The 23,623-nt window shown below is 40.9% G+C and carries 34 protein-coding genes; 1 reads left to right on the plus strand and 33 read right to left on the minus strand.

Annotated features, from left to right (window positions below):
- Window positions 1-15: 15 nt before the first annotated feature.
- Both der and ptsP read right to left on the minus strand, forming a co-directional pair.
- A complete protein-coding gene (gene der, locus EXM22_RS11255) occupies window positions 16-1,362 on the minus strand; it encodes a ribosome biogenesis GTPase Der (protein ID WP_246157011.1) in 1,347 nt (448 codons plus the stop codon).
- Complete coding sequence (ptsP, locus tag EXM22_RS11260; protein WP_149486615.1) at window positions 1,343-3,085, minus strand: phosphoenolpyruvate--protein phosphotransferase; 1,743 nt, start codon at window positions 3,083-3,085, stop codon at window positions 1,343-1,345. Before ptsP ends, der begins: the two co-directional genes overlap by 20 nt.
- A 98-nt stretch (window positions 3,086-3,183) precedes the next feature.
- Between ptsP and EXM22_RS11265 the strand changes: the two genes are divergently transcribed.
- Window positions 3,184-4,017, plus strand: a complete 834-nt coding sequence (locus tag EXM22_RS11265) for a GerMN domain-containing protein (RefSeq protein ID WP_149486616.1) — start codon at window positions 3,184-3,186, stop codon at window positions 4,015-4,017.
- A gap of 10 nt (window positions 4,018-4,027) precedes the next feature.
- Here EXM22_RS11265 and EXM22_RS11270 read toward each other — a convergent pair whose 3' ends face one another.
- The 31 genes from EXM22_RS11270 to rpsJ form a co-directional block, all read right to left on the minus strand.
- Entirely contained in the window at window positions 4,028-4,819 is a 792-nt protein-coding gene (locus EXM22_RS11270) for a TlyA family RNA methyltransferase (RefSeq protein ID WP_149486617.1), read from the minus strand.
- Window positions 4,816-5,607, minus strand: coding sequence for a TIGR00282 family metallophosphoesterase (locus tag EXM22_RS11275; protein ID WP_149486618.1), 792 nt, complete (start codon window positions 5,605-5,607; stop codon window positions 4,816-4,818). Before EXM22_RS11275 ends, EXM22_RS11270 begins: the two co-directional genes overlap by 4 nt.
- A gap of 10 nt (window positions 5,608-5,617) precedes the next feature.
- Entirely contained in the window at window positions 5,618-7,147 is a 1,530-nt protein-coding gene (gene rny, locus EXM22_RS11280) for a ribonuclease Y (protein ID WP_149486619.1), read from the minus strand.
- 118 nt (window positions 7,148-7,265) lie between these two features.
- Window positions 7,266-10,706 (minus strand): midas domain-containing protein, encoded by a 3,441-nt coding sequence (locus tag EXM22_RS18235; protein WP_168203470.1) that lies wholly within the window; start codon window positions 10,704-10,706, stop codon window positions 7,266-7,268.
- A gap of 158 nt (window positions 10,707-10,864) precedes the next feature.
- Window positions 10,865-11,245 carry a 50S ribosomal protein L17 gene (gene rplQ / locus EXM22_RS11290; RefSeq protein ID WP_149486620.1) on the minus strand — a complete coding sequence of 127 codons (381 nt, stop codon included), beginning with the start codon at window positions 11,243-11,245 and terminating at the stop codon, window positions 10,865-10,867.
- A 2-nt stretch (window positions 11,246-11,247) separates the two neighbouring features.
- Window positions 11,248-12,288, minus strand: coding sequence for a DNA-directed RNA polymerase subunit alpha (locus EXM22_RS11295; protein ID WP_149486621.1), 1,041 nt, complete (start codon window positions 12,286-12,288; stop codon window positions 11,248-11,250).
- A gap of 78 nt (window positions 12,289-12,366) precedes the next feature.
- Window positions 12,367-12,747 carry a 30S ribosomal protein S11 gene (rpsK, locus tag EXM22_RS11300; protein ID WP_149486622.1) on the minus strand — a complete coding sequence of 127 codons (381 nt, stop codon included), beginning with the start codon at window positions 12,745-12,747 and terminating at the stop codon, window positions 12,367-12,369.
- Window positions 12,748-12,768: 21 nt separating this feature from the next.
- Window positions 12,769-13,134: a 30S ribosomal protein S13 gene (rpsM, locus tag EXM22_RS11305; RefSeq protein WP_149486623.1), complete on the minus strand. Its 366-nt coding sequence runs from the start codon at window positions 13,132-13,134 to the stop codon at window positions 12,769-12,771.
- An 11-nt stretch (window positions 13,135-13,145) separates the two neighbouring features.
- Window positions 13,146-13,259 (minus strand): 50S ribosomal protein L36, encoded by a 114-nt coding sequence (rpmJ, locus tag EXM22_RS11310; protein WP_149486624.1) that lies wholly within the window; start codon window positions 13,257-13,259, stop codon window positions 13,146-13,148.
- Window positions 13,260-13,269: 10 nt separating this feature from the next.
- Window positions 13,270-14,601: a preprotein translocase subunit SecY gene (gene secY / locus EXM22_RS11315; protein WP_149486625.1), complete on the minus strand. Its 1,332-nt coding sequence runs from the start codon at window positions 14,599-14,601 to the stop codon at window positions 13,270-13,272.
- A gap of 10 nt (window positions 14,602-14,611) precedes the next feature.
- Window positions 14,612-15,073, minus strand: coding sequence for a 50S ribosomal protein L15 (gene rplO, locus EXM22_RS11320; protein WP_149486626.1), 462 nt, complete (start codon window positions 15,071-15,073; stop codon window positions 14,612-14,614).
- Window positions 15,073-15,258: a 50S ribosomal protein L30 gene (rpmD, locus tag EXM22_RS11325; protein ID WP_210411463.1), complete on the minus strand. Its 186-nt coding sequence runs from the start codon at window positions 15,256-15,258 to the stop codon at window positions 15,073-15,075. The genes rplO and rpmD overlap by 1 nt, the downstream gene beginning before the upstream one ends.
- 2 nt (window positions 15,259-15,260) lie before the next feature.
- Window positions 15,261-15,767 carry a 30S ribosomal protein S5 gene (gene rpsE, locus EXM22_RS11330; RefSeq protein ID WP_149486628.1) on the minus strand — a complete coding sequence of 169 codons (507 nt, stop codon included), beginning with the start codon at window positions 15,765-15,767 and terminating at the stop codon, window positions 15,261-15,263.
- 10 nt (window positions 15,768-15,777) lie between these two features.
- Window positions 15,778-16,137 carry a 50S ribosomal protein L18 gene (gene rplR, locus EXM22_RS11335; RefSeq protein ID WP_149486629.1) on the minus strand — a complete coding sequence of 120 codons (360 nt, stop codon included), beginning with the start codon at window positions 16,135-16,137 and terminating at the stop codon, window positions 15,778-15,780.
- A gap of 10 nt (window positions 16,138-16,147) precedes the next feature.
- Window positions 16,148-16,684 carry a 50S ribosomal protein L6 gene (rplF, locus tag EXM22_RS11340; protein ID WP_149486630.1) on the minus strand — a complete coding sequence of 179 codons (537 nt, stop codon included), beginning with the start codon at window positions 16,682-16,684 and terminating at the stop codon, window positions 16,148-16,150.
- Window positions 16,685-16,696: 12 nt separating this feature from the next.
- Complete coding sequence (gene rpsH / locus EXM22_RS11345) at window positions 16,697-17,095, minus strand: 30S ribosomal protein S8 (RefSeq protein ID WP_149486631.1); 399 nt, start codon at window positions 17,093-17,095, stop codon at window positions 16,697-16,699.
- A gap of 9 nt (window positions 17,096-17,104) precedes the next feature.
- A complete protein-coding gene (locus tag EXM22_RS11350) occupies window positions 17,105-17,290 on the minus strand; it encodes a type Z 30S ribosomal protein S14 (protein WP_149486632.1) in 186 nt (61 codons plus the stop codon).
- A gap of 30 nt (window positions 17,291-17,320) precedes the next feature.
- Window positions 17,321-17,872, minus strand: coding sequence for a 50S ribosomal protein L5 (gene rplE / locus EXM22_RS11355; RefSeq protein ID WP_149486633.1), 552 nt, complete (start codon window positions 17,870-17,872; stop codon window positions 17,321-17,323).
- Complete coding sequence (rplX, locus tag EXM22_RS11360) at window positions 17,872-18,189, minus strand: 50S ribosomal protein L24 (protein ID WP_149486634.1); 318 nt, start codon at window positions 18,187-18,189, stop codon at window positions 17,872-17,874. Before rplX ends, rplE begins: the two co-directional genes overlap by 1 nt.
- 13 nt (window positions 18,190-18,202) lie before the next feature.
- The gene (gene rplN, locus EXM22_RS11365; protein ID WP_149486635.1) at window positions 18,203-18,571 is read right to left on the minus strand and encodes a 50S ribosomal protein L14; all 369 of its coding nucleotides are present in this window, start codon (window positions 18,569-18,571) and stop codon (window positions 18,203-18,205) included.
- A 15-nt stretch (window positions 18,572-18,586) separates the two neighbouring features.
- Complete coding sequence (gene rpsQ / locus EXM22_RS11370) at window positions 18,587-18,850, minus strand: 30S ribosomal protein S17 (protein ID WP_149486636.1); 264 nt, start codon at window positions 18,848-18,850, stop codon at window positions 18,587-18,589.
- Between the two features lie 2 nt (window positions 18,851-18,852).
- Window positions 18,853-19,053, minus strand: a complete 201-nt coding sequence (rpmC, locus tag EXM22_RS11375) for a 50S ribosomal protein L29 (RefSeq protein WP_149486637.1) — start codon at window positions 19,051-19,053, stop codon at window positions 18,853-18,855.
- A gap of 2 nt (window positions 19,054-19,055) precedes the next feature.
- Window positions 19,056-19,472: a 50S ribosomal protein L16 gene (rplP, locus tag EXM22_RS11380; RefSeq protein ID WP_149486638.1), complete on the minus strand. Its 417-nt coding sequence runs from the start codon at window positions 19,470-19,472 to the stop codon at window positions 19,056-19,058.
- Window positions 19,473-19,475: 3 nt separating this feature from the next.
- Complete coding sequence (rpsC, locus tag EXM22_RS11385; protein ID WP_149486639.1) at window positions 19,476-20,177, minus strand: 30S ribosomal protein S3; 702 nt, start codon at window positions 20,175-20,177, stop codon at window positions 19,476-19,478.
- Window positions 20,178-20,540 (minus strand): 50S ribosomal protein L22, encoded by a 363-nt coding sequence (rplV, locus tag EXM22_RS11390; protein ID WP_149486640.1) that lies wholly within the window; start codon window positions 20,538-20,540, stop codon window positions 20,178-20,180.
- Between the two features lie 7 nt (window positions 20,541-20,547).
- Window positions 20,548-20,829, minus strand: a complete 282-nt coding sequence (gene rpsS, locus EXM22_RS11395; RefSeq protein WP_149486641.1) for a 30S ribosomal protein S19 — start codon at window positions 20,827-20,829, stop codon at window positions 20,548-20,550.
- A gap of 9 nt (window positions 20,830-20,838) precedes the next feature.
- Entirely contained in the window at window positions 20,839-21,663 is an 825-nt protein-coding gene (gene rplB / locus EXM22_RS11400; protein WP_149486642.1) for a 50S ribosomal protein L2, read from the minus strand.
- 15 nt (window positions 21,664-21,678) lie between these two features.
- A complete protein-coding gene (rplW, locus tag EXM22_RS11405) occupies window positions 21,679-21,993 on the minus strand; it encodes a 50S ribosomal protein L23 (RefSeq protein ID WP_149486643.1) in 315 nt (104 codons plus the stop codon).
- Window positions 21,994-22,001: 8 nt separating this feature from the next.
- Window positions 22,002-22,628, minus strand: coding sequence for a 50S ribosomal protein L4 (rplD, locus tag EXM22_RS11410; RefSeq protein ID WP_149486644.1), 627 nt, complete (start codon window positions 22,626-22,628; stop codon window positions 22,002-22,004).
- Window positions 22,629-22,637: 9 nt separating this feature from the next.
- A complete protein-coding gene (rplC, locus tag EXM22_RS11415; protein ID WP_149486645.1) occupies window positions 22,638-23,258 on the minus strand; it encodes a 50S ribosomal protein L3 in 621 nt (206 codons plus the stop codon).
- A 21-nt stretch (window positions 23,259-23,279) separates the two neighbouring features.
- Complete coding sequence (gene rpsJ / locus EXM22_RS11420) at window positions 23,280-23,588, minus strand: 30S ribosomal protein S10 (protein ID WP_149486646.1); 309 nt, start codon at window positions 23,586-23,588, stop codon at window positions 23,280-23,282.
- Between the last annotated feature and the right edge of the window lie 35 nt (window positions 23,589-23,623).

The raw sequence follows: 23,623 nt of genomic DNA on the forward strand, positions 1-23,623 counted from the left end.
GGCATTCATTTATGATCAGGAACGTTCCTTTAACTCCATATTTATAGGAATTTTGGACATACCGAATTCTTTGCGGATCTGATTCATAACATACCTCTTATAAGAATCGGGAAAACCCTTCTCTCTATTAACAAAGAGTACAAATTTTACGGGATGGGCAGTCACCTGAGTCAGGTAAAGGAGTTTATACCTCTTATTTTTGACTGATGGAATTGGATTATAGTCCATCCAATACCGCAAAGATTCATTCAATTGACTGGTTTCTACCCTTTTTGTGAGCTGCCTATACACCTTCTCGGTCTCGTCCAGAAGTTTATCTAAACCAGTCCCCTTCAAGCCGGAAATAGCCATAACCGGAGCAAACCCCAGGATTGGAAAAAGGAACCGAACCTTCTCAACAGCTTTATCCCAGAACTCTTTGGTGCCGTCTGTTGTATCCCACTTATTCAGAACCAAAATAACACCCTTACCCTGGTTAACGATCTGCTGGGTGATTTTTTTATCCTGCTCTGTTAATCCTTCCTGTATATCGATCAGGAGGAATATGATATCTGACTCGTCGATGGTATGAAACGCCCTGTTGACTGAATAGTATTCCACATCTTCAACAACTTTCTTCTTTCTTCTGATCCCAGCCGTATCCAGAACCTTAAATTCCCTGTTTTTGTACAGGAATCGTCCTTCAATCACATCTCGTGTCGTCCCGGCAATGGGAGAGACAATGGAGTTTTCTTTTCCGGTGAGCTGATTTGTCAGGGTTGATTTACCTGTATTGGGTTTTCCAAGGATGGCGATGCTTATATGAGGATCTTTTTCCGATTCTACGGCACCGTTAAAGAGAGAGAAATCGATCATTGATACGATTTTATCCTGAAGACCTTCCATATTTCGGCCATGGGTGGCAGAGATTCCAATGATATGCTCAAACCCAAGGGAATACAAATTCCAGATTTCGTTTTCCTTGTCCGGATGGTCTATTTTATTCACAACAAGGAGAACCTTATCCTGGTAGGATCTTAGATTCTCAATGAATGTTTCATCTTCGCTAGTGATGTCATTAACATCCATAATAAACAAAATGAGATCACCCTGCTCCAGCATTTTGAGTGATTTTTGGGCAACCAGTTCATCAAAACTGTCATCTCTTTCCAGTTTGAATCCCCCGGTATCCATAAGCAGGACTTCCTGATCCCTGACAAAACACCGTTCCTGGATGGTGTCTCTTGTCACACCCGGTGTTGGATCCGTGATGGCTTTTCTTTTTTTTATAATTCTATTAAACAGCGTCGATTTTCCGACATTGGGTCTTCCGGCGATAACGACTATTGGTAAGCGGTTTTCCCTAACCTGTGATAAACTCAAATTTTTCCTCCATCCACTCTCGGACATAATGGTCAATATCTTTGAAACTCTTCATATCCATCAGGGTACCGAGAAACTCCTCAGCTTCCAATATGGTGGTGGAACGTATAATACGCTTAATTTCGGGGATACTGAAGGAACTCATACTCAGTTCATCCAACCCCAGGCCCATTAATATGACTGCAGCCATCGGATCACCCGCCATTTCACCGCACATGCCCACAGGAATACCCGCATCATGTGCATTATCCACAACAATTTTGATCAATCTGAGCACTGCCGGATGGAAAGGCTCATACATACTGGTAATCTTCTCATTACCTCGGTCAACGGCGATAGTATATTGAATTAGATCATTCGTACCGATGGAAAAAAAATCCGCTCTCCTAGCCAGGATATCCGATGTTAAGGCCGCAGAAGGAACTTCAATCATGCATCCTACAGGTATTTCATCTGCAAAAGCAATACCTTCCGAGCGCAGTTCTCTCTTTACACCCTTTAAAATTTTAAGGGCTTTTTCAAATTCTTCAATCCCGCTGATCATGGGAAACATGATCCTCACAGGCCCAGCCGCAGAAGCCCGGAGAATGGCTCTCAACTGGATTCTAAACACATCGGTTCTCTCCAGACAGAACCGAATTGCACGCCAACCCAAAAGAGGATTCTTCTCATCTCTCTGGGCAATTTCATTGATCAGTTTGTCTCCACCAACATCCAGAGTCCTGATGGTTACTGGTAAGCCGTTCATGCCCTTCACAACTTTTATATAGGCAGAATACTGAAGCTCCTCATCCATTTCCTGCCCTGATTGCATAACAAGAAATTCCGTTCGGAACAAACCGATTCCTGATGCATTATAAGCATGAACCGAATCCAATTCTTCTGCTACTTCAATGTTAGCCTTCAAGTGTATGAGCTTGCCGTCTCTGGTCTCTGAAGGAAGATTACTGAGATTAAATAGCTCAGATTCCCGCTTCAGGTATTCTTTTTTTTTCTTTTTATATTTAAGAAGGGTTTCTTTATCCGGATTCACATAGACGATGCCTTTGAGGGCATCTATGATTAGAATATCCCCATCCGCGACTTCTTTAGTAATATGACGAAGCCCGAGTATGGCTGGAATCCCGAAAGAACGGGCCAGAATAGCAGTATGGGACGTTCGACCACCTGCATCCATGACAATCCCCTTGACCAGCCATTTATTCATAAGCAAAGTATCCGAAGGAAGGAGGTCGGGAGTAACAATGATGACTTCGCTAGAAAGATCGGCCAGAGAAATTCTCTTTCTCATAAGGAGATTATTGATGATCCTCTTGGATACATCATTAATATCCATGGAACGTTCCCTCAGATACTGATCTCCCGAAGCATTCAATTTTTGGATGTAATCCTGAATGACACTTTGAGCAACCCACTCTATATTGAACAGGTCTTTTTTCAGTCGTTCAAACACCTGATCCTTAAACATAGGGTCATGGAGCATCAGAATATGTGAGTCAAGGAATCGAGCTTCTTCCTGACTGTGTTCATCGGTGATTTTCTTTTTTAAATCAGTCAGCTCTTCTGATGCTTCCTGAATAGCTTTATGGTATCGAGTCAGCTCGCCCTCTATATCCTCTTCTTTAATCGAATAACAGGGGATAGAAAAGCTGTCTTCATTGTAAAGAAATGCCGTTGAGATAACGATGCCAGGTGACGCTGAAATTCCATGGAATTCTTTCATTATTTCTATAATACGCAACTTTCTATAGTTAGTCAAACTTACGGATATCCCTCTTTTTTACTTGGCATAGCTGTGTAATAATCCGATAATCAAAGGGTATGAGCAAGAATCAGAAACCTGTGAATAAATATAAAAAAATGAATCCATCCTCTACTTCTGCTACCAACAGGCGAGGAACCAAGCAAACCTTTCAAACCGGCAAAAACACCTTAAAAAATCATCCACAAAAGTCACAAAGCGATAAGGTTCAAATGTCTCAGATAGTGGTACTAATCCTTTTATCTGTCATCTGCCTGATACTTTTAGGGCTTGTTTTCTATTTCTTTCAACCTGGTAAATCCCAGCTATGGCAAATCCCCAACAATAACAGTGGAAGTGCAACGATAAAACGTTTGGAACCGGCAGAAGCTGAATCAGAAACGGCGCTGCCTCCGATCACTGAAGTCCCCAAAGAATCGGCAGAAGAAAAGAAAGCTCCAAGCGAGACAGAAACCATACCGACAAGGGAAGCCCGGATATATTTTGTGAAAGTAAACACCGAAGGACAAATTTCCTTAAAAAGCGTTTCGAGGAACATAGACTTCAGTAGTTTTCCCCTGACACAGACTATAAACTCTCTCATTGACGGTCCTGCAAGCGATGAACTCAACAAAGGATCTTTGACACTCATACCTGAAGGGACAAGGCTCTTATCAGCCCGGGTGGAATCGGGAACAGCCTACTTAAATTTTAATGAAGCGTTCCGCTTTAACCCTCTGGGAAGAGAGGGATACCTCGCTCAATTAAAACAGATTGTCTATACATCGACGGAGTTCCCGAGCATTAAAAATGTTCAGATTCTTATTGAAGGCGTAATTAAAGAGTATCTTGGGGGGGAAGGATTCTACATCGGAAAACCCTTGAGTCGTGATTCCTTTCAGAACAATTCTTAAAAATCATAGATCAGACAGTTTTGTGGATTTTGAATTCCTCTTTGAGGCTGGAAATGATTTGCTCCAGGTCTACAAGCTCAGATTCTTTCCCTGAGACATCAAAAAGAAGTTCCTGATTCCCCTTACGGCCTGTAACAGGAGACAGAGCCGCCTTTGTGACAAAAGCCCCCTCATCGGACATTTCCCGAATAACCATCTCCGTAATATCAATGATCTCCTGAGGATTTCTTACGATCCCGTCAAAATCTTCATCCGGATCTTTAACCTCAAACTGCGGTTTCATTAGTGCAATCAAGCGGGAATCTTCGGTCAATCCCAGAATATGGGATGCTGCTGATCGAAGTGACCTGAAAGAGAGATCCGCCACAGCCCAACTTGGTCTTGGATCAAGAGAATCCACACTCATAATGTTGGTTCTTTCCATGACGATTACCGCAGGATTCGTTCTCAAAGAATAATCCAGTTGATTATATCCTACATCTACGGCATACACAGACAGGGCGCCTTTTTGTAGAAGACAATCCGTAAACCCTCCGGTAGAACTTCCGGCATCGAGGATTCTCCTGCCCCTTACAGGAAGCGACCAAAGGTCCAAGACTTTCTCAAGTTTGAAGCCCCCCCGAGAAACGTATTTCTTCTTTTTAAGACAAACCTCTACATCCTCTGGGACCAGAGACTTCGGATCTCTGATGGTCTCACCCAAAACAGCGACTTCACCGCACAAAATCGCAGCATAGAGTTCTTTTTCAGAATATTGGGGAAAATCTTTTTGAATTTTAGCGAAAATCCTAATCTTTTTCATGACCCGGGAACTTGGCGGATTCGGTCAATTCGGGTTGTTTTTCCATCCTGTATGACAACAGAGATTCCACACACAAGGGCCTCATTGTCTAGGACTTCCATTTTCAGGGGAAGTTGGGAAATACTCCTCTGAATGCTTTGCTGCGGATTTGACCCAATAACACTATCACTGGGTCCCACCATACCAATATCGGTGATGTAACCTGTACCACCTGGAAGGATTCTTTCATCGGCAGTCTGAATATGAGTATGGGTTCCGAAGAGCAGACTCAGCTGACCATCGAGGTAACAGGCCAGTGCTTCTTTTTCCATGGGGTCTTCAGCATGAAAATCAAGAATAAACGCATCAGCTTTACCATGGAGTTGCTGCAGCAGTTTCTTACCCGTCTGAAAGGGACATAATCCATTGAACCCCATGCGGGATCTTCCCAAAAGATTCAGGACGGCAATTTTCTGCTTTTTCTTTTCAATAATGCAAAATCCATGTCCGGGGACACCGGAGGGATAGTTAGCGGGCCTGAGAAGACGCTCTTCACTATCCAGTAGATCAAGAATCTCTTTCCTCTGCCAGATATGATTCCCGCTGGTAATCACATCCGCACCTGATGTGAACAGAGTCTGCACATCTTCGGGCATCATTCCGAACCCGGAAGCAGCATTTTCACCATTGACAATAACCAGATCTGCTCTGGTCTCTTTAATGAGTTTTTTAAGTCCAAAGAAAAGCGCCCTGCTTCCAGGAGTTCCAACGACATCTCCTAGAATAAGGGCGCATAATTCACTCGCCAAAATTCACTTCCTATCGTGCGTATTCAACGGCCCGTGTTTCGCGAATGATGGTGACCCGGATACGTCCGGGGTATTTCAATTCATTTTCAATTTGCTTGGCAATATCTTTTGCCAAGATTTGAGCCTTTGAATCGTCAATTTTATCATTGTTTACCATGATTCGAAGTTCTCGTCCTGCTTGAATAGCAAATACTTTTTCAACACCTTCAAAACTCATGGCAATCTTTTCAAGATTTTCCAACCGCTTGATATAGTTATCTAAAGTTTCACGTCTAGCACCAGGCCTTGCTGCCGAAATAGCATCCGCTACCTGCACAAGGATACCTTCTACAGAATTGATCTCTACATCGTTATGGTGAGCTGCCACGGCGTTCACAATACGGGGATCTTCATTCATACGCTTACAGAGTTCAGCACCCAGTTCCGCATGATTTACATCTCCATCTGTTTCAAGGCCCTTACCAATGTCATGGAGCAAAGCTCCCCTCTTGGCAATTTCAGCATCAGCACCAATTTCTGCGGCGATCATACCTGCAATAACGGCAACTTCCTTGGAATGGGACAGTACATTCTGCCCATAACTAGTTCTGAAATGCAGTCTTCCCAATGCCCGAATACCTTCCGGTCTGACATTATGGATTCCCAAATCAAAGAGAACTTTTTCGCCCTCTTCATATATGGTCTGACTGATCTCCTTGGTGACCTTCTGAACGACTTCTTCAATCCTGGCAGGATGTATTCTTCCGTCAGCGATCAAACGTTCCAGCGCAATTTTCGCAATCACTTTTCTGATTGGATCAAAACACGAAATCACCACCGCTTCTGGAGTATCATCAATGATAATATCCACACCGGTAAGTGTTTCCAAAGTTCTAATGTTACGCCCTTCACGGCCAATTATCCGCCCTTTCATTTCATCATTGGGAAGACTAACGGAAGTAACAGTGATTTCTGTACTAACATCGGTAGCCAGCCTCTGAATCGTTGTGACTATGACGTCACGGGCCTTCTTTTCTGCAGTGAGATTTGCTTCTTGTTCAATCTTATTAATCAGTGCCTGGGCATCATGTTTTGCCTCATTTTCCAGACTCTGTATGATTAATTTCTTCGCCTCGTCTTTGGTTAAACCTGAAATTCGTTCTAATTCAGTCTGCCAGCGGACTTCTTCCTCTGCGACTTTTTCTTCTCTATTGGCAAGAATCGCTTCTTGTTCATTAAGTAACGCTTGATTACGTTCAAGCATGGCAGTCTTGTTATCAAGATTATCTTCTTTCTGCTGCACTCGTCTTTCATATTTCTGAACATCATTCCGTCTATCCCGGTTTTCTTTTTCCAGCTGACGACGTTCTTTCATTATCTGATTCTGTGCTTCCAGTAAGATAGATTTCTTTTCCTGTTCTGCCTCTTTAACTGCGTCCTGTTTTACTCTTAACGATTTCTGTTCTGAAGAAGAAAGTTGATATCTGGCATAAAGCCATCGTATTGTCCAACCTATTACTATTCCAACGAGGGGAAGAGCTATCTTATATACAAGATCCATATTTCCCCCTAATTTTACAAGATATTATGATTATATAAGTAAAGACCTATTTGTCAAGTCAAAGAATCTCTGCAAAATTTTATAAATCAACACCGGATTACATCAGATTTCACCAGAATCAGAACAGTTCATTCAAAAGAGAATGGCTTGAATCCTTGTATCCTAGAAAGAGATAATCATATCCCTGATCACTGACCAATGGCATCAAAACCCAACAATTAAAGAGTCTAAAATCAACGTGGGCAAAGCTTCCATTTACAGAAGGATGTTCCTTATTCTTAATATAAACAATGGAGCCATCCTGGGTCAGCCGACTGAGAGTGTCTGAGATTTCAGTATCTGAAAGACTATCTACACCATCCTCATTTATACCAATGGAAAGAACGGGTTCAAGACCATCAGTATTTTTTTGCATGAGAATACCACTAAGCGCTTTATATTCACGGGTTAAATCCCTTAAAGACTTGAGTAAACCGAGTGAGCCAGATCTATAGTGAGCTCTAAACCGGTCAAAATCTAAGCCATTGGCAGTCATTTCAATGCTGGAAACTTCATCTCGGATTGAAAAATCGTCTGAAACCGTATCATCATCTTCCATTTGGGGAAGGAGATCTTCTGCTAGATTTTGTACTAGGCTATCCATACCCATCATAAAAGACTCGGCTGTAATTCTGCCTTCTTCAGACACGTCATCCTCAACAATGTGATGATCAGACTTATCTTCCAAATCAAACCCGGCTTTGCTTAAATATTCAGAAAAGTCAATTTTTACCAGCTCTTCGACTTCGTCCAGCTCGTCTAATTCTTCTAGCTCCTCGACTTCGTCCAGCTCTTCGACTTCATCCAGCTCGTCTAATTCTTCTAGCTCCTCGACTTCGTCCAGCTCTTCGACTTCATCCAGCTCGTCTAATTCGTCCAGCTCGTCTATTTCATCCAGCTCGTCTATTTCTTCCAGCTCGTCTAATTCTTCTAGCTCTTCGACTTTACCCAGCTCTTCGACTCCGTCCAGCTCTTCTATTTGAGCATTTGCAATCTTATCCAGAGGGTTTTTATCATTTTTATCTTCATCGATCATATCATCATCCCCTCTCTGATGAGTTTCAAGGTCAGCAATCATAGTATTCGTATTCAAATTATGATTATTCTGAGGCATGGAAACTCCGTAGTATTCTTTCGTATCGATCGTATCCAGTTCAATATTTTCATCATCATATAGATTCATGTCTTGAATCTCTTCGGTCAGAGCATTAAAGCCTTCTACAGAATCCACAAGATCAACGTTCTCCATCTCTTGCTTCTTAGTATTAATGCTCTCATGGTTGATGTGATACCCATCTGTTAAATCCAGTCCAAAAAGGGACAGATTTTCATTAAGATTCAACTCAATTAAATCTTCTACCTGCTCTTCATCATCATAAGCAATTGGAAGTTTTTCGAGTTCTTCCGCATTCTCATCTTCAATTGGTAAAGCCTTTATTTCATCAACGACCTTCAGTTCTTCCAAAGCTGAATCTTTGTCTGAGGCTAAGGAATCTTCATTGAGGAATTTATTGTATCGTATTTCAAGTTTCCTAGATATTTTATCAACATCCATAGATTCGATGAGACCTCGCAGAACAAAGCTGCCTTTTACATCATCTAGATCGATAAGGAAAGATTCATCCAAGTCAGTATTTTGTAATTCAACATCTGATGCTTCAATTTCATCCAGATCTTCCACACCATCTACATCATTGAAGTCATCCAGCTCTTCAATTTCAACGGGTTTATCAAGAGATTCTCCGTCCTCTAGGTCCTCAACTTCGCCTAGCTCCTCCACATCATCGAAGTCATCAAGCTCTTCAACTTCAACGGCTTCACCAAGAGATTCACCGTCCTCTAGGTCTTCAACTTCGCCTAGCTCTTCTACATCATCGAAGTCATCAAGCTCTTCAACTTCAACGGGTTCACCAAGAGATTCACCGTCCTCTAGATCTTCAACTTCGTCCAGCTCTTCTACATCATCGAAGTCATCCAGCTCTTCAACTTCAATGGGTTCACCAAGAGATTCACCGTCCTCTAGGTCTTCAACTTCGTCAAGCTCTTCTACATCATCGAAATCATCCAGCTCTTCAACTTCAACGGGTTCACCAAGAGATTCACCGTCCTCTAGGTCTTCAACTTCGTCAAGCTCTTCCACATCATCGAAATCATCCAGCTCTTCAACTTCAACGCTTTGATTCTTATTTTTATAAGGCTGTGCAACATTTTGTCTAACGCTCTGAATATCTGCATTTTCAACGGTAAAGTGTGCATTGCTGAGGGCTGACTTGATCATTTTTTCAAGTTCACTGACTGTAAACCGCGGCTCTTCTTTCTGTTCATCCTTCTTACTGACAAGAAATCTAATGATTTCATCCCAGCTTTTATCCAGGAGTGTATCGATCTCATCCTTTCTATTTTTTTTGAACTTATCAGAGAGGCTCTTCAGGATCTCTTTACGAACTTCATCCTTACGTGATTTCAGCTCAATTTCATATCGTTCCCAATTAAGCTCTTCTTCAGCTTCTAGTAAATCCCTCAGGAAAGTCATTTGAAATTTCTTAATTTTTTTCTTTAGAATAAGCTCTTGATTCTGCTTAATATTCAATATCAAGAAGGCTATTAGGAACAGAGTTATAAACATGGATAAGAGCAAAAGAGCTCTGTATTCATTAGATAGAACCAAATCATCACCGGGAATGACTGAAAGAGAAATAGAACCCTCTTCATCTACAAGCTGCAGTAAATAGAACTCTTTCCCTTCTCCATCCGCTAATTTCTGAATGAGGTCTGATTTTCCGGCCTGTCCTCGGAATTGGGTTATGCTATCTTTTAGAAGATTGTATTGATCATTGGTTAGATTATAAATGAGGATGTCCCGATCATGAATCTGAACTCTATTCACATCAGAGATTCCACCCTGATTGTATAGGAAATTCTGAAGACCATTTAATGAGAATTCCATAACCACTGTACCCTTAAACAGGGCATATTGATCAATAGCTGGGAAAGAATACAGAATCCTGTTTTTATCTCTATCATAAACATAAGATGGTTCAGAATCTTTTGTTTCTATAAAATGAATGGGAGCCGAAGAATCTGAACTTTCCTTCCACAATTTATATAGTATGCGAGAGTTATCTCTTTGTTTGATATCATCTTCATGTGTACTGTAAAGAATATTCAATTCTCTATCATCAATGATTCTTATATACTGAAACCCGTATAATTCTTCAGACATTCTGCCAAACAAGTTAGCCCTGTCAATGATATCCTCACGACTTTGGCTGGGATCATAGACATTCTTCAAGTATGCTAAATCAAGGATAGCACGAATTCTTTCAATATTTGAATCATGATATTTATTTATTAAACTGTTGTTCTGTTCAAGATGCGACTTTTGTCCCTCAATAACTCGCTGACTAAAATACTGAGTTTCAATCTCTGAAAAAGCACCTGTAAAGGCAAAATAGCCTAAGGTGCTTATCAGAAGTAATGAGGAGGCTAAAGCTGTTAGAATCTTATAAATTAATCGCATTCAATTTTTTACCAAAAAAATAAGGAAGATATCACTCCCAATGGAGAGAAACCTTCCTTACTAATATCGAAACGAATTTAACTTTACATTAGAGATTCGTGAAAACTTATTCACAGATCTCTTTAAGTATATAAAATCCTCTTACAGGATTCTTATGTTTAGTCCTTTTCTACTTTACTTTCAGCTTTTTCAACAAGTTCAAGAAGAACCATTTCAGCTGCATCACCCTGCCTAAAACCCATTTTGAGGATTCTTGTATATCCACCAGGTCTTTCTGTGAACCGTGGCGCAATTTCAGTAAACAGTTTGTTCAAAACATCCTTATTGCTGATATTTTTTGCAATGATTCTACGGTTATGAACAGAGTCTTCCTTAGCTCGTGTAATCATTTTTTCAGCTGTTTTTCTGATTTCAAGTGCTTTCGTTTTAGTAGTCTGGATTCTCTCATGTTTAAAGAGAGAAGTGACCATGTTTCTACGAAGAGCTCTTCTATGACTGGCTTTACGGCCAAGCCTATTAAAACCTATTCGGTTATGCATGACTATTCTTCCTTATTATTTTCAAGTTTAATTGTTTTCTTCAAAACACTATAATCAACCATACCTAATGAGAGGTTCCATTCTTTCAGCTTCTCTTTGATTTCCATCAAAGATTTTTTACCAAAGTTCCTGGTTTTTGCTATATCCTCTTCAGTTCTTCTGGTCAAATCACCAATCGTCTTGATGTTTGCATTTTTGAGACAATTACTTGAACGTACTGATAATTCCAGTTCTTCAACTGGTGTATCCAAGAGAGCTTTTACCCGTTCCTCTTCTTCGTCAACTTCATCATCTCCAACCACATCATCTTCATCAAAATTGATAAAAATTGTGAAGTGATCTTTTGCTATTTTAGCCGACTCAGCCAAGGCATCTTCGGGTGAAATTGTGCCATCAGTCCAGATTTCAAGAATCAGCTTATCATAGTCAGATCTCTGACCGACTCTTGTATTCTCTACTTCATACCGAACTTTTCTGATGGGTGAAAAGATTGAATCGACGGGAATAGTCCCGACAACATCAACATATTTCTCATTCAGCTCAGATGGAACATAACCTCTTCCAAGATCAATTTGAATTTCAAACTCGAGATCAGCATCTTCCATCAAAGTACAAATTTTAAGGTCTTTATTGGTTACAATAATGCCATCTTTTTCAAGATCAGCACCTGTCATTTCACCAACACCTTTCCACTCAACAAGAATTGTCTTCTCTTCAATGTCTTCAGGAAGGCTTAATTGCAGAGATTTTAAATTGCTTATTAATTCGGGTGTATCTTCAACGACTTCAGGAATTGATTCAAATTCACTGGTTATAACATGTGCATTACCATCTTTATTATAACTGGTAACCCGCACAGCAGTTATAGCATATCCCTGGATAGAAGAAAGCAAAATTCGACGTAATGAATTACCGATTGTTGCTCCATATCCTCTTTCAAAAGGGTAAGCCATAAACTTTCCATAACCAGATTCTTGTTCACCATGTTCAAAGGTGATTCCTTTTGGTCGTTTAAATCCCTTCAATAGGTTTTTACGTGCCATTTATGCTCCTTACTACAAATAAGCGAACAACCGGTTTGAAGAATCAAACCGGTTTATTGTTCAACCTGCTTTTAGGTATTATACTCTTCTGCTCTTTTTAGGACGGCATCCATTATGAGGTATTGGAGTAATATCTCTGATGGATTTTACCCTAAGGCCAAGTCCACCAAGTGATCTGATAGCAGATTCCCGTCCTACACCAGGACCTTTAACGAATACATTAACTTCCTGCAAGCCAAAATCCAAGGCTCTGTTAGCAGCTGTTTCTGCTGTTGTTTGGGCAGCATATGGAGTAGATTTCTTTGCGCCCTTGAAACCAAGAGAACCAGCGCTACTCCAGGAAACAGCATTTCCCTTCAAGTCAGTGATTGTTACAATTGTATTATTGAAAGTTGCCTGAATATAGACATTACCCTCATATAAATTCTTTTTTTCTTTTTTCTTCTTAGTCTTAGCCAATTTTTAAACCCTCCAACCGCTCTATTTCTTTTTCTTAGCGACGGTCTTGACCTTACCCTTACGGGTTCGGGCATTAGTTTTGGTCCTCTGTCCATTAACGGGCAGACCTCTTCTATGGCGAAGACCCCGGTAACATCCAATATCCATCAGACGCTTAATATTCAAAGCAACTTCAGATCTCAAACGACCTTCTACTTTATATTCACTTTCAATTAACTTTCTCAGTTCATTTACTTCTTCACCTGAGAGTTCATTGATTCTTTTTTCTGGATCTACACCTGTTTTTGCACAGATTTCTTTAGCAGAGGTTCTACCTATACCGAAGATATATGTCAATGCAATATCTGTATGCTTGTTGGGCAGATCAATACCTGCAATACGAGCCACTTATGGACCTCCTACTTCTGTCTCTGTTTGTGCTTAGGATTCTCACATATGATTCTCAGGACACCACGTCTCCTGATTACCTTACATTTATCACAAATAGGTTTAACACTTGCTCTAACCTTCATAATATACCTCTTATAGGTTCCTTGTTTTTAGTTTTCCTCGTTTCACGAGACCATCATGGTGATGCATCTTAAGATGACCCTCAATCTGGCTCATTGTATCAAGGTCAACACCGACCATAATCAACAACGAAGTACCTCCCATCAAGTAGGCAACCTGTTGTGGAAAACCAAACAGGTTAATGATTAGGGAAGGAATCAAAGCTATCAATGCCAAGAACATTGAACCGGGGAGTACTATACGGTTGAGTATTTTTGTTAAATACCCTTCCATGTTCTCAGACCGGATTCCCGGGATTGAACCGCCATTCTCTCTTATTTGCCGAGCAATTTCAATAGGATTCATAGAAACCTGTGTATAAAAGTAGGCAAAAAAGACAATTAACAGCGTATATAAAACCAGATAAGGTGCACCATTCGGCCTAAGCCAACTGGCAACCTGTGACCAGGCTTTACTACTGCTTCCTAGTGTCCCAGCTATCTGAAGGGGGAATGTCAGAATAGAGGAAGCAAAGATAACGGGGATTACACCGCTGGGGTTGATCTTAATTGGAATGTAGGTGTTCTGTGCACCATAAATCCTCCGACCAACGATTCTCTTTGCATAATTCACAGGGATTTTTCTTTGCCCCTGCTGTTCGTAAATCACCAGCATAATGATACCAACGAACATCAAAAGAGCGAAAATTACAAATACAGGGTTCAGATTTCCGCTACGGATTTCTTTACCCAAGACAGTGAATGCACCAGGCATCCTGGCTACAATACCAGCAAAAATAAGCAATGAAATACCATTACCTATTCCTTTGGAGTTAATTTGTTCACCAATCCACATCAGGAACATGGTACCTGTTGTTACAGTTAACATGGCAACAACGGTATACTTCCACCCTAACATGGAGGGTATGATAGCATCAGGAATTCTACTGGCATATACGGTTACAGCATAAGACTGAATGATACAAACAATCACGGTTCCGTAACGGATAAGCTTCTGAACTTTCTTTTTTCCGCCATCTTCCTCGGATATTTTCTTTAACCGTGGAAATACGAGCAACAAAAGCTGCATTATGATGGACATGGAAATATATGGCATTATACCAAGCATAAATATGGAGAAGTTTTTGAAAGCTCCTCCAGCAAAAAAGTCCAAATATTCTGTAATACCCATTGCAGAACCACTTGATGCCTGGTTCAGAAAATAGAGTCTGAGTGCAGATGCATCAATTCCCGGAATGGGCAGGATTGCGCCTAGTCTGAATACAATCAGCATTCCCAGAGTAAAAAAGATCTTAGATCTGAGCTCTTTTACTTTAAACATGTCGTAGAGTGGATTACCAGCCATAAATTACCAACTATTCCTGATTTGAATTTTTTACTACTTTTCCACCGGCTTTTTCAATTTTAGCAACTGCACCAGCGGAAACTTTTTCAATTTGAACATCGAGCTTTTTGCTCAGTTCTCCGTCACCAAGTATTTTAATACTCTTCTCAGATTTCTTAATCAGGCCTTTTTCCACCAAAGTTTCCAGAGAAACAACTTCACCGTCACTGTAATTGTTTTCCAAAAGGATAAGATTTACAGGAACATAAGTTTTCTTGAACATGTAGTTCGAGAAACCTCTTGCTGCTACTCTTCTGTACAAAGGCATCTGTCCACCCTCAAATCCAGGACGAACATTTCCGCCTGATCGGGATTTCTGACCTTTATGACCTTTACCGGAAGTTTTTCCAGTACCGGCACCATGTCCTCTACCGAGGACTTTCTTTTTTCTATTAGCACCCTGAGGGGCTTTAAGTTCGAAAACACTGCTCATTATTTCATCTCCTCTACTTCAACGAGGTGTGAAATTGATGCGATCATGCCAAGTACAGAGGGATTAACCTCTTTCTCAACGACAGAATTAAGCTTACCAAGACCAAGAGCCTTAGCAGTTTTCTTCTGTTGTGGTTTTCGACCAATTGTACTGCGTACAAGTTTAACACGAATCTTCTTAGCCATATTTAACCCCACAGTTCGCTTATGTTCTTACCTCGGCCGTTTGCAACAGCTTTAGCTTCGAACAGACTATCCAGACCGTTGAAAACGCTCTTTACGATATTCATGGTATTCTTGGAACCAAGAGACTTGGATAGAATATCATGAATGCCTGCCGCTTCCATAACCGCACGAACTGGTCCACCGGCAATAATACCAGTACCAGGTGCAGCTGGTTTCAGAAGTACAGAAGCACTCTTAAACTCACCCAGGATTTCATGGGGAATTGTATTCTTCTTGAGGGGAATAGTCCTAAGGTTACCCTTGGCCTTTTCAACACTCTTTCTGATTGCTTCAGCTACATCATTAGCTTTACCGAATCCATAACCGACACGGCCTTTTCCATCACCGACAACCATCAGTGCAGAAAAAGACATTTTTCGTCCACCCTTTACGGCTTTAGAAACACGATTCAGTCTGATGAGTTTTTCGGTAAATTCTTTTTCTTCTCTGCTTCTTTCTTTAAACGCCATAGTTTACCTCTTAAAACTGAATGCCTTCGGCTCTGGCTGCTTCAGCAATTGCCTTAACAATACCATGGTACATTAAACCATTTCGGTCAAATACAATAGTATTGATTCCGGCAGCTTTCATTCTTTCGCCGATAACCTTACCGAGTTGAGCTCCGCCTTCCACGTTAACCTTTACAGCTGTAAGATCCTTTTCCAAAGTAGAGGCACTGACGATGGTATGACCCTTAACGTCATCAATTACCTGGAGACTAAGATTCTTGTTGCTTTTGTAAACAGTCAGTCTGGGTCTTTCAGCGGTGCCGGAAATTTTCTTCCGTACATGTTTTTTTCTCTGCAGCCGTTTTGCCTGCTTTTGTTTAATTCTATCCATAATTTACAACCTATTTAACACCAGACTTACCGACTTTACGTCTGACATGTTCTGTTTCGTATTTAATCCCCTTACCTTTATAAGGTTCGGGAGGTCTAAGTCCACGGATTTCACTGGCAACAAGCCCGACAAGTTCCTTGGAAATACCAGAAACTGTAACCTTACTACCCTCTACTGCAACGCTGATTCCCTCGGGAATAACGTATTCAATCTGAGTTGAAAATCCCAGGTTCATAAGAAGGCTTTTGCCTTTTACTTCTGCCCGGTAACCAACTCCATTGATAATAAGAGCTTTAGAAAAACCTGCTGAAACACCTTCTACCATGTTTGAAAGCAGTCTTCTATAGAGTCCATGCATGGACCTGGCTCTTTTACTTTCATCTTTTCTACTGACAATAGCTTCATCACCCTTGATCTCAAAGCTGACTTCAGGCTCGAAGGGCTGAGTCAAAGAACCCTTTGCCCCTTTAACTGTCAGTATATTGTCTTGAACAGCAACAGTAACACCCTTGGGTACTGATACTGGTTTTAAACCGATACGAGACATTAATTCTCCCCCTTACCAGACCTTACAGATGATCTCTCCACCAACTTTATTGACAGAGGCCTTTTTACCAGTTGTCACTCCAGTTGAAGTAGAAATAATCACTGTACCGAATCCATTTAATACACGGGGCATATCCTTGTAACCTGTATAAACCCGTCTACCAGGTGTCGATACAGACTGGATTCCATGAATAATTGGATTTTCTTGATCATCATATTTCAAAAAGACACGAATGACACTAACATCATCCTGGGTCACTTTCTTGAAATTCTTGACAAAACCTTCATTCTTCAGAATTTTGATAATTTCCAGCTTGAGCTTGGAAGGTACTATATCTACCTTCTCAAATTTAGCCCTGCTGGCATTTCTAATCTTTGTGAGCATATCCGCTACAGGATCTGAAACACTCATAATACTCTCCTACCAGCTTGATTTCGTAACGCCGGGAATCATACCTTCGTTAGCAAGTTTTCGAAAACAGATTCTACACATCTCGAATTTTCTCATGTATCCACGAGGTCTTCCACAAATACGACATCTGTTGTATTCGCGAGTACTGAATTTCTGCTTTCTATTACACTTAACGATCATTGACTTCTTAGCCATCAATCAACTCCTATCGTTAGGCCCAAAGGCCTATTTCCTGAAAGGCATACCGAACTTAGCAAGAAGAGTTCTTGCCTCGTTATCAGTTTTAGCCGTAGTTACAATGGCTACGTTCAGACCATTAATCTGTTCAATCTTATCGTAGTCAATTTCCGGAAAAATGATCTGCTCAGTAATTCCCAGAGAATAATTACCTCTACCGTCAAAAGCCTTGGGATTAACTCCTCTAAAGTCTTTTACACGGGGCAGAGAAATATTGATCAGACGGTCGAGAAACTCATACATCTTAACTCCTCTCAGAGTTACTTTTGCACCAATTTCCTGGCCTTCACGAACCTTAAAGTTCGCAATTGATTTTCGAGCCTTGGTTTTCATGACTTTCTGACCGGTGATCAGTGTCAATTCTTCCACTGCAGATTCAAGTAGCTTTTTGTTGGTAATTGCCTCACCAACTCCCATGCTGACTACAATCTTTTCAATCTTGGGAATCTGCATTTTGGACTTATAGCCAAACTCAGAAAACAACTCCTGAGCGATTGTATCTGTATAAACAGTTTTTAATCTTGGTTTAGTTGCCGCCATTATAGAGCTTCCCCGCATTTCTTGCAAATTCTAACTTTACTATCTCCGTCAATTTTAACGCCGACCCTGGTAGGACCGCATTTTTTACAGAGAACCTGTACATTTGAGAGATCAATGGCAGCCTCAATTTCAATGATATTGCCTTTTTCGCCCTGGGCTTTAGGTTTTACGGTTTTTTTAACCATATTCAAACCCTCAATAATCGCCCGGCCGTTCTCCCTTTGGATCTTAAGTACGCGACCAATCTTACCACTGTCTTTTCCAGCAATAATTTTAACCTGATCGCCCTTTTTAATCTTATATTTTACATCAGCCATTTATCATACTCCCCTAAAGAACTTCAGGTGCCAGGGATACTATTTTCATAAAATCTGCATCTCTGAGTTCTCTTGCAACGGGTCCGAAAATACGCTTTCCAACAGGAGCACTGTTAGCATCTACAATAACACAGGCATTGTCGTCAAATCTGATGTAAGTTCCATCAGGTCTTCGGTACTCTTTGTGTGTTCTTACAATAACAGCCTTCTTAACATCTCCCTTTTTAATAGGAGCATTGGGAAGTGCGTCTTTAACGGCTACCACAATAATATCACCAACACTGGCATATTTTCTTTTACTTCCGCCAAGAACCTTGATACACATAACCTTTTTAGCACCAGAGTTATCGGCAACATTCAAATATGTATTATCCTGAATCATTTATACCCTCCGGTGTTATTTGGCTCTCTCAAGTATTTCCTGAAGAGACCAGCATTTATCTTTACTAATAGGTCTGCACTCTTGAATGCGGACTGTGTCACCAACATGAGCACCATTCTTTTCATCATGTGCCTTATATTTTACCGTACGTGTAACATACTTTTTGTACAAGGGATGAAGTTTCTTTGTTGTTATCTTAACAACAATTGTCTTATCCATTTTATCACTCGTAACAACACCGGTAAAAACTTTATTTCCAGTATTTGAAGCTTTTTCCATCACTATACCTTTCTGATTCCGAGATCAAACTCGTTAATCATTGTGTTCAATCGGGCAATGCTTCTTCTCAGATTTCTTTTATCCATCCGATTTTCCACGTGACCCAGAACCATATCAAATCTCATCTTCTGCAGTTTTTTACTTAGATCATCCTTTTTGGCGATCAGCTCATCAACTGACAGGTCATTGAAACGTTCTTTCATGACTATTTCGCCTCCTTATAGACGAACTTTGTTTTAATAGGTAGTTTGCTGCCGGCAAGGGTCATAGCTTTTTGTGCCAGATCTCTATCGACTCCACCAATTTCAAACATAACTGTTCCAGGTTTTACTTCAGCAACCCATTTCTCTGGATTACCTTTACCTTTACCCATTCGAGTTTCAGCAGGTTTCTTGGTATAGGGGATATCCGGAAAGATTCTTATCCAGACTTTTCCGCCTCTCTTGATATGACGAGTCATCGCCACACGAGCTGCTTCAATCTGTCTAGCAGTGATCCACTTATTATCCATCGCAACCAGTCCACATTCACCGAAGGCAATAGTGTTCCCTCTGGTGGCGTTCCCTTTTAAAGGTCCGCCTCTCATTCGTTTTCTATATTTCGTTTTCTTTGGACTCAGCATCTGTTAGCTCCTTGAAGCCTTGTCTCTCTGGTTTCTACTTACCAGAAGTCCGGCATCATCTTTTTGTTCATGACCGTAAACTTCGCCTTTAAAAACCCAGACTTTGATACCGATAACACCAAAGGTTGTATTTGCTTCTGCAAAACCATAATCAATATCAGCTCTCAGTGTATGAAGAGGAATACGTCCCTCTTTCACTTCCTGAGTTCTGGCCATTTCAGCACCACCGAGTCTTCCGGAAACTTTAATTTTGATTCCTTTAACTCCAGCTTTCATTGAGTTTGATGCAGTCATCTTAAGAACTCTTCTAAAAGCAACACGGCCTTTCAACTGACGGGCAATATTCAGGGCAATAATCTGTGCATCAGCTTCTGGCTTCTTCACTTCTTTGATTTTCACCTGAATCTTCTTGTCAGTCATCTTCTGCAGTCTCTGACCGATCTTTTCGATATTGGCACCTTTGGTTCCAATAATCACACCAGGTCTTGCAGTGTAGATCATCATGGTAATTCGCTGTGGCTGCCTAATGATTTCAATATCACCAATTTCAGCACCTCGAGCTTCGGGACTGTCCATAAGGGCTTTCCGAAGAGCCAGATCTTCATGCAATGAATCAGCATAATCTCTGGGGTCAACATACCATTTTGACTTCCAAGTTTTATTAATACCCAGTCTGAGACCGTAAGGATTTACTTTCTGTCCCATTTATTCCCCCGTACTTCCTAATTCATCTACTACTACAGAAATATGTGAAGATCTCTTAAGCAGTCTATCTGCTCTTCCCCTGGAACGAGGCCACATTCTTTTTTGAATGGGTCCGTTATCTACAAACAGTTCTTTGATATAAAGGGCATCTTCATCAAGCATATTATTCTGATGCAGTGCATTAGCGGCTGCAGACAAAACAACTTTCTTTAATAATTTTGCACCTTTATTCGGCAGATTCTCAAGAATCGCAACTGCCTCAGAATAAGGTTTCCTTCTAATATTATCAGCAATAGGTCTGATTTTAGTGGGAGACATTGGCAAATTCTTAGCTATGGCTTTGTAACCTTTCTTTGCTTCCATCACTCACCTACCTTTTCGATTTCTTATCGGAACCAGCATGTCCTCTGAACACTCTGGTTGGAGAAAACTCACCAAGTTTATGACCAACAAGATTTTCTGTTACATATACAGGAATCCATGTTTTGCCATTGTAAACCGAAACTGTCAAACCGACCATTTCAGGAATAATCGTGGAAGTTCTACTGAAAGTCTTAACCATAGACTTTTTGGAACCTGATTTATTCTGTTCAATAACCTTTTTGTACAAGCTTTTGGCAATAAACGGTCCCTTTTTAATTGATCTAGACACGTTTTACTCCTATTTCCTTCTCTTAACAATAAAATTGTCAGAGTTCTTGTGTTTCTTTCTTGTCTTGAAACCTTTGGTTGGTTTTCCCCAGGGGGAAACAGGATGACGTCCACCGGATGTCTTACCTTCACCACCACCATGGGGGTGATCAACCGGGTTCATAACAACCCCTCTTACCTTAGGTCTCTTGCCCATCCATCTGGAACGACCGGCTTTACCGACTTTCACATTCATGTGATCTTCGTTACCGACTTCACCAATGGTAGCAATACATTTGTTCAGGACAAGTCGCATTTCACCAGAAGGCATCTTAAGTGTTACATAATCGCCTTCTTTAGCTGCAATAAGAGCTCCACCACCGGCGGTTCTTACCATCTGCGCACCACGACCGAGCTGTAATTCAACACAGTGAACAACACGACCTACAGGAATATTTTCCAAAGGAAGAGCATTACCAACTTCAATGGGTGAATTAGGTCCGCTCAAAAGAACAGTTCCTACTTCAACACCCTTTGGTGCTATGATATAGCGTTTCTCTCCATCTGCATAATGTAACAGAGCGATGTTAGCAGATCTGTTCGGATCGTATTCGATCTGAGCAACCTTTGCAGGAATATCAATTTTATTCCTTCTGAAATCGATCTCTCTGTACTTTCTCTTATGACCACCACCACGGCGGCGAACACTAATCCGACCTCCAGCTCCACGACCGGCTTTTGAAGATTTACCGGAAGAGAGTGATTTCTCAGGCTGACTTCGAGTAATACCCTCAAAGGTCAAGCTCTGTCTAAATCTCTGGGACGGTGTTCTAGGATTATACTTTTTTATACCCACAGAATTACTCCTACCTTACACGCCTTCAAAAGCATCGATTTTCTCACCTTCGGCAAGTGTCACAATTGCTTTTTTCCAGGACGCAGTCTTACCATAACCTCTTTTGAAGCTGGCAGCTGAAATAGGAACATTCGCTTTCTTCTTTCCACGAACATTCACAATATTACAGCTGACTGGATTCACAGAAAAAATACTTTTTACTGCTTCAATCACCTGGATCTTATTTGCTTTCTTATCAACCTTGAAGACATACTTCTTACATTCTCCATCACGAAGAACATTCGATTTTTCTGTCAATACAGGTTCTATAACTACTTTATAGGCATCCATACTCAACCTCATCTACCATAAAATTCGTTCAGCTTTGAAACGGCGCCTTCCAACATCAGAACATTCTTTCCATAAAAAAGAGTATGTGCACTCAATCTGTTATAGGAAAGGAATCTAACATTAGGAAGATTACGACCGGCCTGTCTGATCAACTTATCATCATCCTTAAGGACAACAACAGTTTTCTCATCATTTACCAAAGCTTTCAGAATGGCTTTAAAATCTTTGGTCTTTCCGGTTTCTACCGTAAAATCTTCAACAATCTTGAATTTATTCTCATCCTGGGCTTTCAGGCTCAGTATGGATTTCATAGCCAACTGTTTTACTTTCTTTGGAAGAACATAGCTGTAGTCTCTCGGTTTAGGACCGAATACGATACTACCACCAACCCAGACAGGAGATCTTCTACGACCGGCTCTCGCACGACCTGTTCCTTTCTGTCTCCAGGGTTTTGCTGTTGTTCCTCTTACTTCACTTCGGGTGAGTGTGCTGGCTGTCCCAACTCTTTTGTTAGCAAGCTCGTTTTTGATAGCATTGTAAATTGAACCATCACTAACTTCGCGAGCGAATACTGAATCTTCAAGAGTTATTGTCCGCAGCTCTTTTCCATCAATTGAAAAGACTTTTCTGTCCATAATAATCCTCTATTTCTTCTTGGCTTTGCGTACTAAAACAACACTGTCTTTCGTACCGGGTACAGCACCCTTGACCAATACAACATTCTTTTCAGCATCTACTTTAACTACTTCCAGATTCTGAACAGTTTTCCGTTCACCACCCATACGTCCGGCCATTTTAGTACCCTTAATAACTTTTGAAGGGTAAGCTGCCATACCGGTTGAACCGTTGGCTCTGTGGAATTTTGAACCGTGTGTTGCACGTCCACCACTAAAATTATGCCGTTTCATAACACCCTGGAAACCTTTTCCTTTGGATGTACCAATAACGTCTACGTAGGAAAATTCTTCTATCAATTCTACACCGAAAGAATCGCCAACATTACATTCTTTCTCAAAGTCACGCAGTTCCATTACATGTTTCTTAGGGGTAGTATCATTCTTAAACTGTCCCGCATAAGGTTTGCTAACATGGCTGGATTTCATTTCTACAGACCCAAGAACTACCGCGCTATAGCCGTCGCCTTCAACAGTTCTATTGGCTACAACAACATTAGGCTCTACTTTAATAACGGTAACAGGAGTTAATATTCCTTCAGAATCAAACACCTGGGTCATTCCAGCTTTCTTGCCAATTAAACCAATCATCTAATACCTCAACATTCTTACTTACTGTTTAATCTCTACATCCACTCCAGCAGGTAGCTCGAGCTTCATAAGAGCATCCATAACAGCAGAGGTTGGCTCTAAAATATCTATAAGTCTTTTATGAGTTCTCATTTCGAACTGCTCTCTAGACTTCTTATTTACAAAAGTTGACTTCAATACAGTAAATTTATTAATCCTTGTAGGCAGAGGGATCGGTCCAGAAACTTTACTTCCCTGTTTCTGAACGGCCTGTACTATGGCCTTCGCACTCTGGTCAATCAACTCAACGTCAAAACCTCTTAATCTGACGCGTATCCGTTCCTTACCCATTAGTCCTCCAGAAAATCGCCCTGCGGTAAATTAAC

Origin of the sequence: Oceanispirochaeta crateris, from assembly GCF_008329965.1 — a bacterium.
GTDB classification, from domain to species: domain Bacteria; phylum Spirochaetota; class Spirochaetia; order DSM-2461; family DSM-2461; genus Oceanispirochaeta; species Oceanispirochaeta crateris.